This window comes from Streptococcus caprae (assembly GCF_042649745.1).
GTDB lineage: Bacteria > Bacillota > Bacilli > Lactobacillales > Streptococcaceae > Streptococcus > Streptococcus caprae.
In genome coordinates this window covers 1-14,197 of sequence record NZ_JBHRZV010000014.1, presented here as the reverse complement: position 1 = coordinate 14,197, position 14,197 = coordinate 1, and the positions used below count along the sequence as shown (strand labels likewise).

Below are 14,197 nucleotides of genomic sequence, written 5' to 3'. Positions count from 1 at the left end.
TCCAAGATAAGCTATAAAAATAGACAGATAATTCCTGTTTTAAGATAATTATCAGCAAATATAACCTAAAAGGAGATTTTATGTTCAAAGATAAGCGTGTTTTTGGGATTCGCAAGACTTTGTTAGGGGTAGGAAGTGTGTTAATTGGTGTCAGTCTTTTGTCGCCAAGTGTAGCCGCTGATACGACAGTAGCAGATGCGAGTAGCTCTGCTATTGTAAATAATTCAGATAAGGTAACTACAGTTACGGAGGAGATTGTTAGTCCAACAAACTTTGTAGCTGATGAGATTAAAGAAGTTGGTTACCGTGAAGAGGTTACTAGTGGAACAGATGGCTCACTAACACTTACGACAACTGAAAATAAAACCACTGCAGCTCGTGTGGAGCCTACGGAAACGACAGTTGTGCTTGGTACTAAGAAAACAGTTGAAGAAACAACTGTCCCTGCTGAGACAAACTATAGCATTGATGAGAACAAGGAGTATGGGAATAATGTTGTTATCCCATCAGTTGATGGAGTCACTCGTACTGAGACCACCTATCGCATCGAGCCAACCGTACCAAAGGAAGCCTCTCCAAAGGCAACTGATGATACCTATCGATACATTACAGAGTCATTTTATTCGATTGATGAGACAAAAGAATTGCCGAGTGATAAGGTTGTTATTGACAAGCTCTTTATCAAAGGGCGAGGGGATTCAGAGGTCCTTTCAAAATTGTCTCTTGAGGAAAGGTCTTTGCGGGAAATAGCAGCCGATGGCAGTGGTATGGATTATGGATATTCGGATGCCATGTACCTTGGTGAATTAGTGGACGAATTCTCTTTAACAACTCCGGAAGCCTATAAGCAACTCTTTATGGAAAGTTATGCGGACATCTCAGCTGTTTCATCAGGTGCCTATACAGTGGACTCTTATACTACTGATACGGGTAAAATGATTGAGCGTTATTATACACGTAACGCGATTTCTGAAGGACTCTATGCTGATGTGAAGGCAGATTATCTGAGACTGACCTTGGCTCGTCAGAAGATGTTAGAATTGGGACAATTTGCTGAGGAAGAGTATTATCAATTAGCTAGCGAGATGTATGATATTATTACGGAGCGTTACAATAGGAGCAAGGGCTTTGAGGAGATGATGATTGACTATGATGCTCCAAGTATGTCGGATGAGGATAAACAATGGTTGGAAGATACCATTCAAGCGATTCCCCAACAGCTCCGTAAGAATCTGCTGAAACTCTATATTACCGACAAAAAGTTACCACCTGCATCCAAAACTAATGATCCTGTTGGCTTGGCTTATTGGAATCGAGGGCGTATTGATTTAAACTATAGTACTAGTTATAATCGCAAACAGGTTATCTTGAATGAAGAGACTGGGCTTGAGGAAGTCAAAGAAGTAACGATGACTGACTATAAGCGTAATCTAACGGCAGTACTCTTACATGAACTGTCTCATCAGATTGATTTTAGTACTGGCCTTACTTATGCTGGTTATGGGGCCTTAGATGCAAATTTTCAATCTGGTCTATCTTCACGCAGCTCAGAATTTAAGCAGATGTACGAGACCTATATCAAGGATAATCCCTTGGTAACAGCTTACTATCGTGATAATACAGAGGAAACTTTTGCAGAAGGTTTTTCACGCTATCTTAGAAAAGAGCTGTTTGGAATTGACTATCCTCGGTATAGATATTTTGAGGGTAAGGTCTATCATGTTAGAAAGGGAGAGTATGGTTACGAGGATGCTATGACGGATCCTTTTGAAGAAGCTAGCTATTATTTTGCAGATCTTTACACTAAACTCTTTGAGCAAGGTAATGATGCAACAGTAGTTGTAAACACCATTACTAAAACCAACACTTCAGCACAAAACGGTACTGTGGTCTACGGGGCGAAACCCGTTGAAACCCAGACGACCACAGCCTACAAGACTTACTATATTGCAGATAAAACCAAGGACTATGGCTATACTTCAGAGACAGGCGGTCAAGTAGGTTCTAAGGTTGTCCGCACTAGCTATGTTCTCAATGGAGATAAGCTTGATGCAGTTGAGACAGTTGTCAGTGAAAGTCCAGCCATTGATAAGGTGATTACCTTGGGGTCAAAACCTGTTGAAACACAGACGGTAACAGCCTATAAGACATACTATGTCGCGGATGAGACCAAGGACTATGGCTATACTTCAGAGACAGGCGGTCAAGCAGGCTCTAAGGTTGTCCGCACTAGCTACGTTCTCAATGGAGATAAGCTTGATGCGGTTGAGACAGTACTTAGTGATACACCGGTTCAAGATAGTTTAATGATTAAAGGAACAAAGCCGACATCTGTTTCTATCGATAGGATTGTATCGACTACAGTGTACAAAGAGAATCCTTCCTTGAGCAGGGGCCAAGAGCACATTCTACAAGAAGGAAGTGACGGATATACCTTAGTAACAACGACTTATACAGTTGACCCTAAAACAGGAGAAATTTCTTCGCAAATTAAGTCTGTTAAAGTTCCTATGACTGAGCGAATTATTGAACGGGGAAGTCAGGTTGTGACTGCTCCAGTCATTCAAACTGATAAAAAATCTGTTCCATTATCTAAGTCACCAGTTGTTAAGCCAATTCAGCAGAAATCTACAGAAAAAACTCAGGACTTGGTTTCAGTTTCCGAGAAATCTAATAGAGACTCAGCTTATACACAAGTTTCCCCAAAACAAGAACTGCCAAAAACAGGAGATCAAGATAGCTTGTTGCCTACTGTAGGAATTTTGTTGACAGGAATTGGACTAGTCTATACAGAACGAAAAAAAATGAAAAATTAGGAGAGTAAATATGACGAAAGAGGAAATACTTAATTTATTAGCTGAAAAACGTAAATTGACAGCACCAGTTGCTGTTGCTAGCAAAAATTTAAATCAGGCACAGTTAGTTTATAACAATGCTAAGAAATTTCTACAATGGCTCATTAATAGTTTATTGATTTGGGCGATTTTGGTTTTAATTGTTAATGTGATAGATTCCTGGGGGAATCCTATGAAATCAGCAATTTGGTTTATTTTAGCAGGTGGAATTTATTTTGCTCGTCTGAAGTTAAAAATCGAACCAGCAAAACTGGTTTTAGATGAAGCCCAGTACGCTTATAATGTTGCGGTTAATGATCCGGATTATATCGCTGGAGCTCAAGGATTTCCTCAAAAATTTTATAATTACCACGACATTTATCGTCTCTATCAGTTGATTAGTGAAGGTCGAGCGATGACATTACCAGAGGCTTATAATTTATTAGAAAGTCAACAATTCCAAGAAACACAATTGTCTATTCAAGAAGAAACACGAGCCCTCCAAGCTGACATTGCTAACAGTTCACGAGTTACAGCAACTGCTTCAACAATTACAGCTTTTAATACTTTCATGAATCGTAAGAAGTAAAAGTGGAGAGTTTTATGAAAAAGATAGTGACATTAACTCTCTTGTCCGTGATTTTACTCTTCCTGACTGCTTGTAGTGGGCGGCCTAAAGATGGTGTTTATGAAGATTCTAACGGTTATCAGTTGGTGATAAGTGGAGAGGATGTCCGGTTGAATGCCTATATCCTTAGCGGGGAAGGAAAAATAAAAGGGAATACCTTTGAAGTCGAAAGTAGCTTGTTGGGCTTAACTTCACAGACACAGGTATTGACCTACAAGACTAAAGGTAATACGATTGAAGTTACTGATGAGAACGGCAATCTTATGATTTTTAAAAAAACAGATGAGGTAGTCGGCAAAAAATCATTGGTGGACTTAATTGAAACAAGTAGTGATGATGAGGATGAAATGTTGGAAGAAGACGATGAAACAACTTCATCCTCGACTATAAAGCAAAAAGAAACCTCAACTACGACCACCCAGGCGACTATGAGTGTTACAACAGTAACAGAGGGAGTTAGCCAAGCAAGTTCAGGACCATGGAATGCTGAAAAATCAGCTCAATTAGCACATTTTATGATTGAGTGGGGTAACAGTATGGGACAGCCTGATTATAGAAAAGTAGAAGATGGCGGAAATCTTTTTTGGAATGGTTCTTTTAAAAATAAAATAGACGCTAGCTATAGTGAGACAGGACTTAGTACATCAGAGTATACAATAGTTGCAACCTATGTTTATTCAAGAGACATAAATCTTGTTCATCGCTACCATTTTGCTTTACGTCAAGATGGTACACCGATCATATTTTATTCAGAAAATAATCGGATGTTTCCACCTAATGGTGCATCAAGTGACTATACAGAATACTTTAATTACAATGTCAGCAAGGAAACCGAGAATACAGATTTAAAAGATGGATTTAGTAGGATATTAAATCAATAAATCTTTTTAAGCTCTGCTATTTCCTAAATTCCTCCAAAAGAATTGCCTAACCCAAGTATTTTAGCTATAATTAAAGAGTTGCCAAGGCAGCTCTTTTTAGCATGCTTAAGGATAAAAGACCAATGTAGAAGATAAAACTTAGTAATAAAATTTAAAGAAAAATAGAAACGATAGAGAAAGAACGATTATGACCTTACAAGACGAGATTAAAAAACGCCGTACCTTTGCCATTATCAGTCACCCGGACGCGGGGAAAACGACCATCACCGAGCAGCTCCTTTACTTCGGGGGTGAGATCCGTGAGGCCGGGACGGTTAAGGGGAAAAAGACTGGAAACTTTGCTAAGTCTGACTGGATGGATATTGAGAAACAACGTGGGATTTCTGTTACTTCATCTGTAATGCAATTTGACTACGCTGGTAAGCGTGTCAATATTTTGGATACACCAGGGCACGAGGACTTCTCAGAAGATACTTACCGTACCTTGATGGCGGTGGATGCGGCTGTCATGGTCGTCGACTCAGCCAAGGGGATTGAGGCACAGACCAAAAAGCTTTTTGAGGTTGTCAAGCACCGCAACATTCCAGTCTTTACCTTTATTAACAAGTTGGACCGTGATGGTCGTGAGCCGCTGGATTTGCTTGAAGAATTGGAGGAAGTACTTGGCATTGCCAGCTACCCAATGAACTGGCCAATCGGGATGGGCAAGAGCTTCGAAGGGCTCTATGATCTTCATAACAAGCGCCTGGAACTCTATAAGGGCGACGAGCGTTTTGCGGATTTAGAAAATGGCGGAGCTCTGTTTGCCAACAACCCGTTTTATGAGCAAGTGCTTGAGGATATCGAGTTGCTCCAAGAGGCTGGAAATGAATTTTCTGAGCAGGCTATTCTTGATGGAGAGTTGACACCTGTATTCTTTGGTTCAGCCCTTACGAATTTTGGAGTACAGACCTTCCTTGATACCTTCTTAGAATTTGCGCCAGAACCTCACGGACATAAGACCACAGAAGGAGAAGTGATTGACCCGCTCAACAAAGACTTCTCAGGCTTTGTCTTCAAAATCCAAGCCAATATGGACCCTCGTCACCGTGACCGCATTGCCTTTGTGCGCGTGGTCTCTGGTGAATTTGAGCGTGGTATGGCCGTTAACCTACCTCGCACTGGCAAGTCTGCCAAACTGTCCAACGTGACCCAGTTCATGGCAGAATCACGTGAAAATGTTGAAAATGCTGTCGCAGGAGACATCATTGGGGTCTACGATACAGGAACTTATCAGGTTGGAGACACGTTGACAGTTGGCAAGAACAAGTTTGAATTTGAGCCACTGCCAACCTTTACCCCAGAAATTTTCATGAAGGTCTCTGCCAAGAACGTTATGAAGCAAAAATCCTTCCACAAGGGGATTGAGCAATTGGTGCAAGAAGGGGCTATCCAGCTCTACACCAACTACCAAACAGGTGAGTACATGCTTGGCGCGGTTGGTCAACTGCAATTTGAAGTCTTTAAGCACCGCATGGAAGGCGAGTACAACGCTGAAGTGGTCATGACGCCGATGGGCAAGAAAACCGTTCGCTGGATTAAGCCAGAGGACCTGGATGAACGCATGTCCTCAAGTCGGAATATCCTGGCCAAAGACCGCTTTGATCAACCTGTTTTCCTCTTTGAAAATGACTTTGCCCTCCGCTGGTTTGCGGATAAGTATCCAGATGTGGCGTTGGAAGAGAAGATGTAGCAACTGTCTGGGAGACAGTTGATAGTGGGAAATAGGAAGTTGCAGTAGCAACTTTACATCTCCGCAAGGGTTTCCTAAGAAAACAAGCGAAGTGCTGTTTGATTGGCTGAAACCTACTGCGCCAAAAGGTCCGGGGGACTTTTTCTAGTTGGAAATGAGAAGTTACGCTAGTAACTTTCCCTAATACTAATACAGGCAGGAAATTATTGATTTCCTGTCTTTTCTTCGTGCTTTAATCTAAATTTTGCTAGAATAAGGTATCATATAAATTGGAGGTTCCTATGGGTTTATTTTCAGGTTTGATTGGCAATGCGTCGCAAAAGGATAATGACAAGGTCGAGCAGCAATTAGTTGATGTTCTGGTGCCGGGTGAGCAGGTTGAGTTGGCCTATGTCTTGGTACGAGACCTGATTGTCTTTACAGAAAAACGTTTGATTTTGGTAGATAAGCAAGGAGTGACAGGTAAAAAAACTTCCTATCGCTCCATTCCTTACAAATCGATTTCGCGTTTCACTGTTGAAACCAATGGTCACTTTGATTTGGATTCTGAGTTGAAGATTTGGATTTCATCAGCAAAAGAGCCTGCGGAAATCTTGCAGTTTAAGTCCAGCAAGAACATTGTGCAAATTCAACAAGCCTTGGCGGCTGCAGTATTGCGCTAATATGGTTCCCTCGTGTTCTAGCGAGGGATTTTGTTTGGAGCTCTGCCATTTCCAAAAGTTGGGATAAAAAGTTAGTACTAATAAGGTTTAAGTTTGTTACGTCAGTGGACTAGGAATGTGTTATAATGAAAAGGCAAGAGAAATGCACCTAGAAAGTTAAGGAATATGTTGAAAAAATATCTTGCCAGTGCCTTTGTCGTCTGTTCATTGACGGCTTGTGGTACTCAGGCGACAACTCAAAAAGAAAGTACGGAGACAAGCTCCCAAACGACAACTGTTACAACTATGCAAGAAACGACAACAACGGCCTCAGTAAATTCGGATCAAGCGACCGATGAAAGTGGTGTGTTCCACAATGGATCATACTACTATGTTCAAGGAAAATATGATGAAATTCCAATTATCAATAAGAAACATCCGATAGCAGCAGATTATAATCCTGGTGAAAATGGAGAGGCCTTGGCTCAGTTCCAAAAGCTTAAGTCTGATATGCAGAATTTTGGGTTCGCGATTTCAGATAATTATAGTGGTTTCCGTTCTTACGAGTATCAGACACAGGTTTATCAAACCTATGTCAATCGCGATGGTCAGGTGGCGGTTGATACTTATTCAGCTCGACCTGGTTACAGTGAGCATCAGTCTGGTTTAGCCTTTGATTTGATGGATACTTCTGGGAATCTTTTGGTAGATAGCGCAGCGACGACTTGGTTGGCTCAGAACGCACATGAATATGGATTTATTGTGCGTTACATTGCTGATAAGGAATCGATAACAGGTTATCAGGCGGAGACCTGGCATGTCCGGTATGTTGGTCAGGAAGCGACTGAAATTTACCAATCTGGCTTGACGCTAGAGGAATATTTTGGTGTTGAAGGTGGCGATTACGCTGAATAAATGAGGAGTATCATGAAAGAGATTTCGATTGACACATTGCAGAGCTTGATGGCAGGTGGAGAAGTGCCTCTTATCGACGTTCGTGAGGTTGACGAATACGAGGCAGGACATGTTCCTGGTGCGGTTAATTTCCCGCTTAGTCAGTTGGAGCAGACCTATGCTCAACTTGATAAAGGCACAGCCTACCATGTCATCTGTCAAATGGGTGGACGGTCGGCCAAGGCAGTTGCCTTTCTAGAAGAAAAGGGGTACGATGTGACCAATGTTGTTGGTGGCACACAGGCCTACCCAGATTCATTAGAAAAATAGAGAAGGAGGATACTCATGACAGAATCAGCAGAGGAACTTCGCCAGCGGATTGGTGATTTGGCCTATGAGGTCACTCAAAACGCGGCAACTGAGCCGGCCTTTACAGGTCAGTACGATGATTTCAATGAAGAAGGCATCTACGTTGACATCGTGAGTGGTGAACCGCTCTTTTCATCGCTAGATAAGTATAACTCGGGCTGCGGCTGGCCGGCCTTTACACAACCTATTCAGAATCGGATGGTAACCAATCACGAGGATAATTCATACGGGATGCACCGGGTTGAGGTTCGCAGTCGTCAGGCTAATTCTCATCTGGGGCATGTCTTCAGCGACGGTCCTGCTGATAGAGGTGGTTTGCGTTACTGTATCAACTCAGCGGCCCTTCGCTTTGTTCCTAAGGATAAACTAGCAGAAGAAGGCTATGAGGATTATCAGACTTTATTTGACTAATCAACTGAGCGAGGAGAGGCATCTTCTCGTTTTTTAGTGGTTAAAATTTAGGAGTTCTAGTGTGAGTGTTTTTTCGAATTCTTGAGGTAAGTGTTTGGTTTAGCTTTCGCTGAATTTCTTGAAAAATGGCATGAAATAGTCCTAAGATTGTGCTATAATAAACAAGAGAAAACGATTACAAAGGAGCCTATTTATGGAGTTGAATGATATTCTGGGGATTTTAAAAGATATTGGGGTAGCGACGTTTTCGAGTGTGGACGAATCTGGAAAGCCTCATGCCCGCTATTTTCATATCGGTGTGGCGAATGAGCAGGGAGTTTTTTTCATGACTAGTCCTGAGACGCATTTTTACAAGCAGGTAGAGACCAATCCTCAGATTGCTATTACAGCTATGCGTGAGGAAGACTATCTCATTCAGGTGATACGGATTGAGGGGAAAATTCGTAAAGTTGGTCCAGATTTGTTGGAGACCTTGTTGGCCGGTAATCCCTATGTCGATATCGTCTATCCAAATCATCAAACGGATGAGACAATCCAGGTCTTCCAACTTTATGATGGTGAGGGATTTTACCACAGTCTGACCCAAGGCCACAAGTATGTCTTTGCGATTGGTGAGGGTGCTAAAGACTCTGTCAGAGCGATTAGTTAGAATGCCGCTGACTGCACCAAACTCCTTGTCAAGCTCTGCTATTTTTGCTAAAATAGAGGGTAATTGAATAGCTGATAGTCTGTGAGACTAGTAGCCTAGGGGCAATCGACAGGGAGTGGAGACCGTGACTGGAAGTCTCCTGGATGAAAGCTGGGTGAATTCACTCGCATCAAGGACTGAGAATTGAGGTCTGAGGTCTTTCCTTGGACGAATACGGATGGTACCGCGTGTCAACGCTCCGCATATGTTGGAGATTGGCATGCGGTTTTTTGTCTCTCTACCACAGTTCGCTCAGCTATTACAAAATGGTCAATCAGAAAGGACAACCATGGATTTAAAAACACAATTAAAGGAATTGCAAGAGGCAACTCAGGCCCAGCTCAAGCAGATGAATGGCAATCATGCCAAGGAATTGCAGGACTTACGAGTGCAGGTCTTGGGGAAAAAGGGTTCCCTAACAGAGTTGCTTAAGGGCCTTAAGGATCTCTCAAACGAAGAGCGCCCTGCCGTCGGGAAATTAGTCAACGAGATGCGTGATATCTTAACCGCATCCTTTGAAGAACAAGCCAAAATTGTTGAAGCGGCGGTTATCAACGCTAAACTGGAAGCAGAGTCGCTGGATGTGACCTTACCAGGCCGTCCCATTGCGGCTGGGAATCGTCATGTCCTCACCCAAACGTCTGAAGAAATCGAAGATATCTTCTTGGGGATGGGCTATCAGGTTGTTGATGGATTTGAAGTTGAACAGGATTTCTATAACTTTGAACGCATGAACCTGCCTAAGGATCATCCGGCGCGTGATATGCAGGACACCTTCTATATCACTGAGGAAATCTTGCTGCGTACCCATACCAGTCCAGTCCAAGCTCGGACGATGGATCAACATGATTTCAGCAAGGGTCCCCTTAAGATGATCTCACCAGGACGTGTCTTCCGTCGTGATACGGACGATGCGACCCACAGCCACCAATTCCATCAAATCGAAGGTTTGGTTGTTGGCGAAAATATTTCCATGGCGGACCTCAAGGGGACTCTGGAACTCATCAGCCAAAAGATGTTTGGAGCTGAGCGTAAGATTCGTCTGCGTCCTTCTTATTTCCCATTCACGGAGCCTTCTGTTGAAGTGGACGTTTCTTGCTTCAAGTGTGGTGGTGACGGCTGTAATGTCTGCAAGAAGACGGGATGGATTGAAATTCTTGGTGCCGGTATGGTTCATCCACAGGTATTGGAAATGTCTGGCGTTGACTCTGAAAAATACTCTGGCTTTGCCTTTGGTTTGGGTCAAGAGCGGATTGCCATGTTGCGCTACGGTATCAACGACATTCGTGGCTTCTATCTAGGCGATGCTCGCTTCTCTGAACAATTCAACTAGGAGATTGATATGGCTAAAATGATTGGAATTCGCCCCGTTCGTTTGGATGAGGTTGGTCTTTTAAAGGAAATAGCAGAGCAGACATTTACGGAGACCTTTGGTCATGATAATAGTTCAGCACAGTTACAGGCCTATTTTGACACGGACTATTCGATTGAAACCTTGGCAGCTGAGCTCAATCATCCAGAGACTGAGATTGATTTTATCATGGTTGATAATCAGGTGGCTGGCTATATCAAGCTCAACTGGGGAACTGCCCAGACAGAACAAGAGCTGGAGAAAGCTATTGAAGTTCAACGCATCTATATCTTGAAAGCCTTTCAAGGTCAGGGTCTTGGAAAATTTGCCTTTGAGTATGCCTTAGAAGTAGCTGAAGATGGTGATTTTGACTGGGCCTGGTTGGGGGTATGGGAACATAACCATAAGGCCCAAGCCCTCTATGCCAAGTACGGCTTTGAAAAGTTTGCGGAGCATGATTTTCCAATCGGCGACAAGATTGATACCGATTGGTTGCTCAGAAAGGACTTGCGATGACACCTGAAGACATGTGGCAAGCCTACAAAACAATCAACCCAAACGCAGGAGATGACTATGAAGCCTGGGCCTTTGGACTCTTAGAAGATGAACTAGCCCAGCTTGTCCTAGACGGGGTCAAAACAGCGACTGCATCAGGCTATGACTTGTACGCTCTAGAAGATGAGCCATTGCCATCTGATTCTAGCTACAACATCATCTTGGACAGTCAGGGTAATGCCGTCTGCGTGACCAAACAAACCAAGGTCTATGTGACCGAGTTTTGTAATGTTACCGCCGAGCACGCCTACAAAGAAGGTGAAGGCGACCGTAGTCTGGCTTATTGGAGGCAAGTCCACGAAGACTTTTTCAAACCCTACTACGAAGAAGCAGGCCTCACCTTTTCCGAAAACTCCAAAATCGTCTGCGAAGAATTTGAAGTGGTTTACCCACTCACATAGGTGGAAGAATAAACCACAGACATTAGCCCAGATACAATAGATTATTTTTACAAGTTGAAATGAATCCGAGTACGGCGAGCAATAGCGAGCCTAAACAATCGACGATTTCCGCTGTAGTAAGAGTAACCAACTAGGAGTTAATCCTAATTGGTTACGACGGATTTTTTGAGACCTAGACTCAAAAAATAGGCACGGAACTCCGCAGGAGGTCGCTGCCGTCCGTACTACCTAAGGAAATAGTCATAAAAAAATTAAAAATAAAGAAAGAAAACCTATGTTAGTATCCTACAAATGGCTCAAAGAACTGGTTGACATTGACGTCCCCAGCTCAGAACTAGCCGAAAAAATGTCGACTACCGGTATCGAAGTTGAGGGCGTTGAAGTCCCAGGTGCCGGTCTTTCCAAAATCGTGGTCGGAGAAGTTATCTCCTGCGACGATGTGCCTGAAACCCATCTCCATCTCTGCATGGTAGACACTGGTGAAGACGAACTCCGTCAGATTGTCTGCGGTGCACCAAATGTTCGTGCCGGCATCAAGGTCATGGTGGCCCTGCCAGGCGCTCGCATTGCGGATAATTACAAGATTAAAAAGGGTAAAATCCGTGGCATGGAATCCTTGGGGATGATTTGTTCCCTGCAAGAGTTGGGCATTTCTGACTCTGTGATTCCGAAAGAATTTGCGGACGGCATCCAAATTTTGCCAGAGGATGCTGTGAACGGTAGCGATGTCCTGCCTTACCTGGACCTCAACGATGAAGTGGTTGAGCTCTCCATCACGCCTAACCGAGCCGATGCTCTGTCTATGCGAGGCGTGGCCCATGAGGTTGCTGCTATCTACGGGAAGACGGTCAATTTCCCTGAGAAGGCTCTGGTGGAAAGCAATAGCAAAGCTGCTGATAAGATTTCCGTAGCGATTGAGAGTGACAAGGTGGCCTACTATGCCAGCCGTGTGGTGGAAGGTGTAACGATTGCACCAAGTCCACAGTGGTTGCAAAACCTGCTCATGAATGCAGGCATCCGTCCCATCAACAATGTGGTCGATGTGACCAACTATATCCTCCTTTATTTCGGACAGCCTATGCACGCCTTCGACTTCGATAAGTTTGACGGTCAGGCAATCGTAGCCCGCGATGCCCGTCAAGGCGAGACACTCGTGACCTTGGATGGCGAAGAGCGTCAATTGACGACAGAAGATATCGTCATCGCAGTCAATGACAAGCCTGTTGCCCTCGGTGGGGTCATGGGTGGTCAGTCTACGGAGATTGACAGCACTTCTAAAACGGTTGTCCTGGAAGCGGCTGTCTTCAACGGTAAGTCTATCCGTAAGACATCTGGTCGCCTTAACCTGCGTTCTGAAAGTTCCTCTCGTTTTGAGAAGGGAATCAATTTGGCAACCGTGACTGAAGCCTTGGATTTCGCGGCAGCCATGTTACAGGAATTAGCTGGTGGTCAAGTTCTGGCTGGCCGTATTGAAGCTGGTGAAGTTGCAACTGAGCCTGTTCAAGTTTCGACTAGTCTAGACTATGTCAATGTTCGTTTGGGGACTGTGTTGACTTATGCGGATGTGGAAGATGTCTTTGAAAAACTTGGTTTTGGTCTCGAGGGAGATGAAAAACTCTTCACGGTCTCTGTACCGCGTCGCCGTTGGGATATCAGCATTCAGGCGGACCTGGTTGAGGAAATCGCCCGTATCTATGGCTATGACCGCTTGCCAACCACTCTCCCTGATGCGGATGGAACAGCTGGTGAATTGACTGCCAGCCAAAAACTTCGCCGTCAGGTACGGACCTTGGCCGAAGGAACTGGTTTGACGGAAGTTATTACTTATGCCTTGACCACACCTGAAAAGGCAGTTCAGTTCAAGGCAGAGCCAACTCAGTTGACTGAGCTGATGTGGCCTATGTCTGTTGAACGCTCAGTTCTTCGCCAATCCATGGTTTCTGGTATCTTGGATACGGTGGCCTATAACGTCGCCCGTCGAAATAAAAACCTGGCCCTCTACGAAATCGGCAAGGTCTTTGACCAGACTGGTGATGCGAAAAAAGACCTTCCAACTGAAATTAGCTCCTTTGCGTTTGCCTTGACTGGTTTGGTGGCGGAAAAAGATTTCCAGACACCAGCAGTGGCAGTTGATTTCTTCCATGCTAAGGGGATTCTAGAGACACTCTTTGCCAAGTTGGGTGTTCATGTGACCTACCGTGCCAGCAAAGACCTGGCCAGTCTTCATCCAGGCCGGACGGCCCTGATTGAGTGCGATGGACAGGTGATTGGTTTTGTTGGTCAGGTCCATCCGCAAGTGGCTAAGGCCTATGGAATCCCAGAAACCTATGTGGCAGAACTCAACTTGGATGCTGTCTTGGCAGCTCTGCCAAGGACTCAGGTCTTCAAGGACATCACCAAGTTCCCTGCTGTGACTCGTGATATCGCTCTGCTATTGGATAAGAAAGTTAGCCATCAAGCCATCCTTGAAGCCATCGCGTCTGCTAAGGTGTCACGCCTAACTGCTGTGAAACTCTTCGACGTCTATGCTGGTGCCAATATCGTGTCGGGCAAGAAATCGATGGCTTACAGTCTGACCTTCCAAAATCCTGAGGATAACCTGACGGATGAAGAAGTTGCCAAATACATGGAAAAAATTACCAAGGCCCTGACGGAACAAGTCGGCGCTGAGGTGCGATAAATCTCAAACAAAAATCCACTCTCGTAGTGGATTTTTGGGCTCTTTGTCAACTGTAGTGGGTTGACCAATTTAACACCGAGAGAGGACAGGACTTGTCTTCTCTCGTTTTATGTTTATGGCAATGAAAATACG

At 44.1% G+C, this 14,197-nt stretch carries 13 protein-coding genes; all 13 read left to right on the top strand.

The window, feature by feature from the left end:
* The first annotated feature begins 80 nt into the window (after positions 1 to 80).
* The 13 genes from ACFORF_RS02375 (at position 81) to pheT (ending at position 14,065) form a co-directional block, all read left to right on the top strand.
* A complete protein-coding gene (locus ACFORF_RS02375) occupies positions 81 to 2,816 on the top strand; it encodes a G5 domain-containing protein (protein ID WP_380425085.1) in 2,736 nt (911 codons plus the stop codon).
* 10 nt (positions 2,817 to 2,826) lie between these two features.
* Positions 2,827 to 3,423: a hypothetical protein gene (locus tag ACFORF_RS02370; protein WP_380425083.1), complete on the top strand. Its 597-nt coding sequence runs from the start codon at positions 2,827 to 2,829 to the stop codon at positions 3,421 to 3,423.
* Positions 3,424 to 3,437: 14 nt separating this feature from the next.
* On the top strand, positions 3,438 to 4,343 hold the full coding sequence (locus ACFORF_RS02365) for a DUF4767 domain-containing protein (RefSeq protein WP_380425080.1): 906 nt from the start codon (positions 3,438 to 3,440) through the stop codon (positions 4,341 to 4,343).
* A gap of 187 nt (positions 4,344 to 4,530) precedes the next feature.
* A complete protein-coding gene (locus ACFORF_RS02360) occupies positions 4,531 to 6,075 on the top strand; it encodes a peptide chain release factor 3 (RefSeq protein WP_380425078.1) in 1,545 nt (514 codons plus the stop codon).
* 281 nt (positions 6,076 to 6,356) lie between these two features.
* A complete protein-coding gene (locus ACFORF_RS02355; protein ID WP_380425076.1) occupies positions 6,357 to 6,737 on the top strand; it encodes a PH domain-containing protein in 381 nt (126 codons plus the stop codon).
* A 165-nt stretch (positions 6,738 to 6,902) separates the two neighbouring features.
* Entirely contained in the window at positions 6,903 to 7,631 is a 729-nt protein-coding gene (gene ldcB, locus ACFORF_RS02350; RefSeq protein ID WP_380425073.1) for an LD-carboxypeptidase LdcB/DacB, read from the top strand.
* 12 nt (positions 7,632 to 7,643) lie between these two features.
* Positions 7,644 to 7,940 carry a rhodanese-like domain-containing protein gene (locus ACFORF_RS02345; protein WP_380425071.1) on the top strand — a complete coding sequence of 99 codons (297 nt, stop codon included), beginning with the start codon at positions 7,644 to 7,646 and terminating at the stop codon, positions 7,938 to 7,940.
* 15 nt (positions 7,941 to 7,955) lie between these two features.
* Positions 7,956 to 8,390: a peptide-methionine (R)-S-oxide reductase MsrB gene (gene msrB, locus ACFORF_RS02340; protein WP_380425068.1), complete on the top strand. Its 435-nt coding sequence runs from the start codon at positions 7,956 to 7,958 to the stop codon at positions 8,388 to 8,390.
* Between the two features lie 193 nt (positions 8,391 to 8,583).
* On the top strand, positions 8,584 to 9,039 hold the full coding sequence (locus tag ACFORF_RS02335; RefSeq protein WP_380425066.1) for a pyridoxamine 5'-phosphate oxidase family protein: 456 nt from the start codon (positions 8,584 to 8,586) through the stop codon (positions 9,037 to 9,039).
* Positions 9,040 to 9,367: 328 nt separating this feature from the next.
* Entirely contained in the window at positions 9,368 to 10,411 is a 1,044-nt protein-coding gene (gene pheS / locus ACFORF_RS02330) for a phenylalanine--tRNA ligase subunit alpha (protein WP_380425146.1), read from the top strand.
* 9 nt (positions 10,412 to 10,420) lie between these two features.
* Positions 10,421 to 10,945: a GNAT family N-acetyltransferase gene (locus ACFORF_RS02325; protein ID WP_380425063.1), complete on the top strand. Its 525-nt coding sequence runs from the start codon at positions 10,421 to 10,423 to the stop codon at positions 10,943 to 10,945.
* Complete coding sequence (locus ACFORF_RS02320) at positions 10,942 to 11,385, top strand: ASCH domain-containing protein (protein WP_380425060.1); 444 nt, start codon at positions 10,942 to 10,944, stop codon at positions 11,383 to 11,385. Before ACFORF_RS02325 ends, ACFORF_RS02320 begins: the two co-directional genes overlap by 4 nt.
* Positions 11,386 to 11,659: 274 nt before the next feature.
* Positions 11,660 to 14,065 carry a phenylalanine--tRNA ligase subunit beta gene (pheT, locus tag ACFORF_RS02315; protein WP_380425057.1) on the top strand — a complete coding sequence of 802 codons (2,406 nt, stop codon included), beginning with the start codon at positions 11,660 to 11,662 and terminating at the stop codon, positions 14,063 to 14,065.
* The last annotated feature ends 132 nt before the right edge of the window (positions 14,066 to 14,197 follow it).

Coding starts and splice junctions, on each gene's coding strand:
- ACFORF_RS02360 (WP_380425078.1), top strand. CDS start 4,531: ATGACCTTACAAGACGAGATTAAAAAACGCCGTACCTTTGCCATTATC.
- ACFORF_RS02365 (WP_380425080.1), top strand. CDS start 3,438: ATGAAAAAGATAGTGACATTAACTCTCTTGTCCGTGATTTTACTCTTC.
- ACFORF_RS02320 (WP_380425060.1), top strand. CDS start 10,942: ATGACACCTGAAGACATGTGGCAAGCCTACAAAACAATCAACCCAAAC.
- ACFORF_RS02355 (WP_380425076.1), top strand. CDS start 6,357: ATGGGTTTATTTTCAGGTTTGATTGGCAATGCGTCGCAAAAGGATAAT.
- ACFORF_RS02335 (WP_380425066.1), top strand. CDS start 8,584: ATGGAGTTGAATGATATTCTGGGGATTTTAAAAGATATTGGGGTAGCG.
- ACFORF_RS02325 (WP_380425063.1), top strand. CDS start 10,421: ATGGCTAAAATGATTGGAATTCGCCCCGTTCGTTTGGATGAGGTTGGT.
- msrB (WP_380425068.1), top strand. CDS start 7,956: ATGACAGAATCAGCAGAGGAACTTCGCCAGCGGATTGGTGATTTGGCC.
- ACFORF_RS02370 (WP_380425083.1), top strand. CDS start 2,827: ATGACGAAAGAGGAAATACTTAATTTATTAGCTGAAAAACGTAAATTG.
- pheS (WP_380425146.1), top strand. CDS start 9,368: ATGGATTTAAAAACACAATTAAAGGAATTGCAAGAGGCAACTCAGGCC.
- pheT (WP_380425057.1), top strand. CDS start 11,660: ATGTTAGTATCCTACAAATGGCTCAAAGAACTGGTTGACATTGACGTC.
- ldcB (WP_380425073.1), top strand. CDS start 6,903: ATGTTGAAAAAATATCTTGCCAGTGCCTTTGTCGTCTGTTCATTGACG.
- ACFORF_RS02375 (WP_380425085.1), top strand. CDS start 81: ATGTTCAAAGATAAGCGTGTTTTTGGGATTCGCAAGACTTTGTTAGGG.
- ACFORF_RS02345 (WP_380425071.1), top strand. CDS start 7,644: ATGAAAGAGATTTCGATTGACACATTGCAGAGCTTGATGGCAGGTGGA.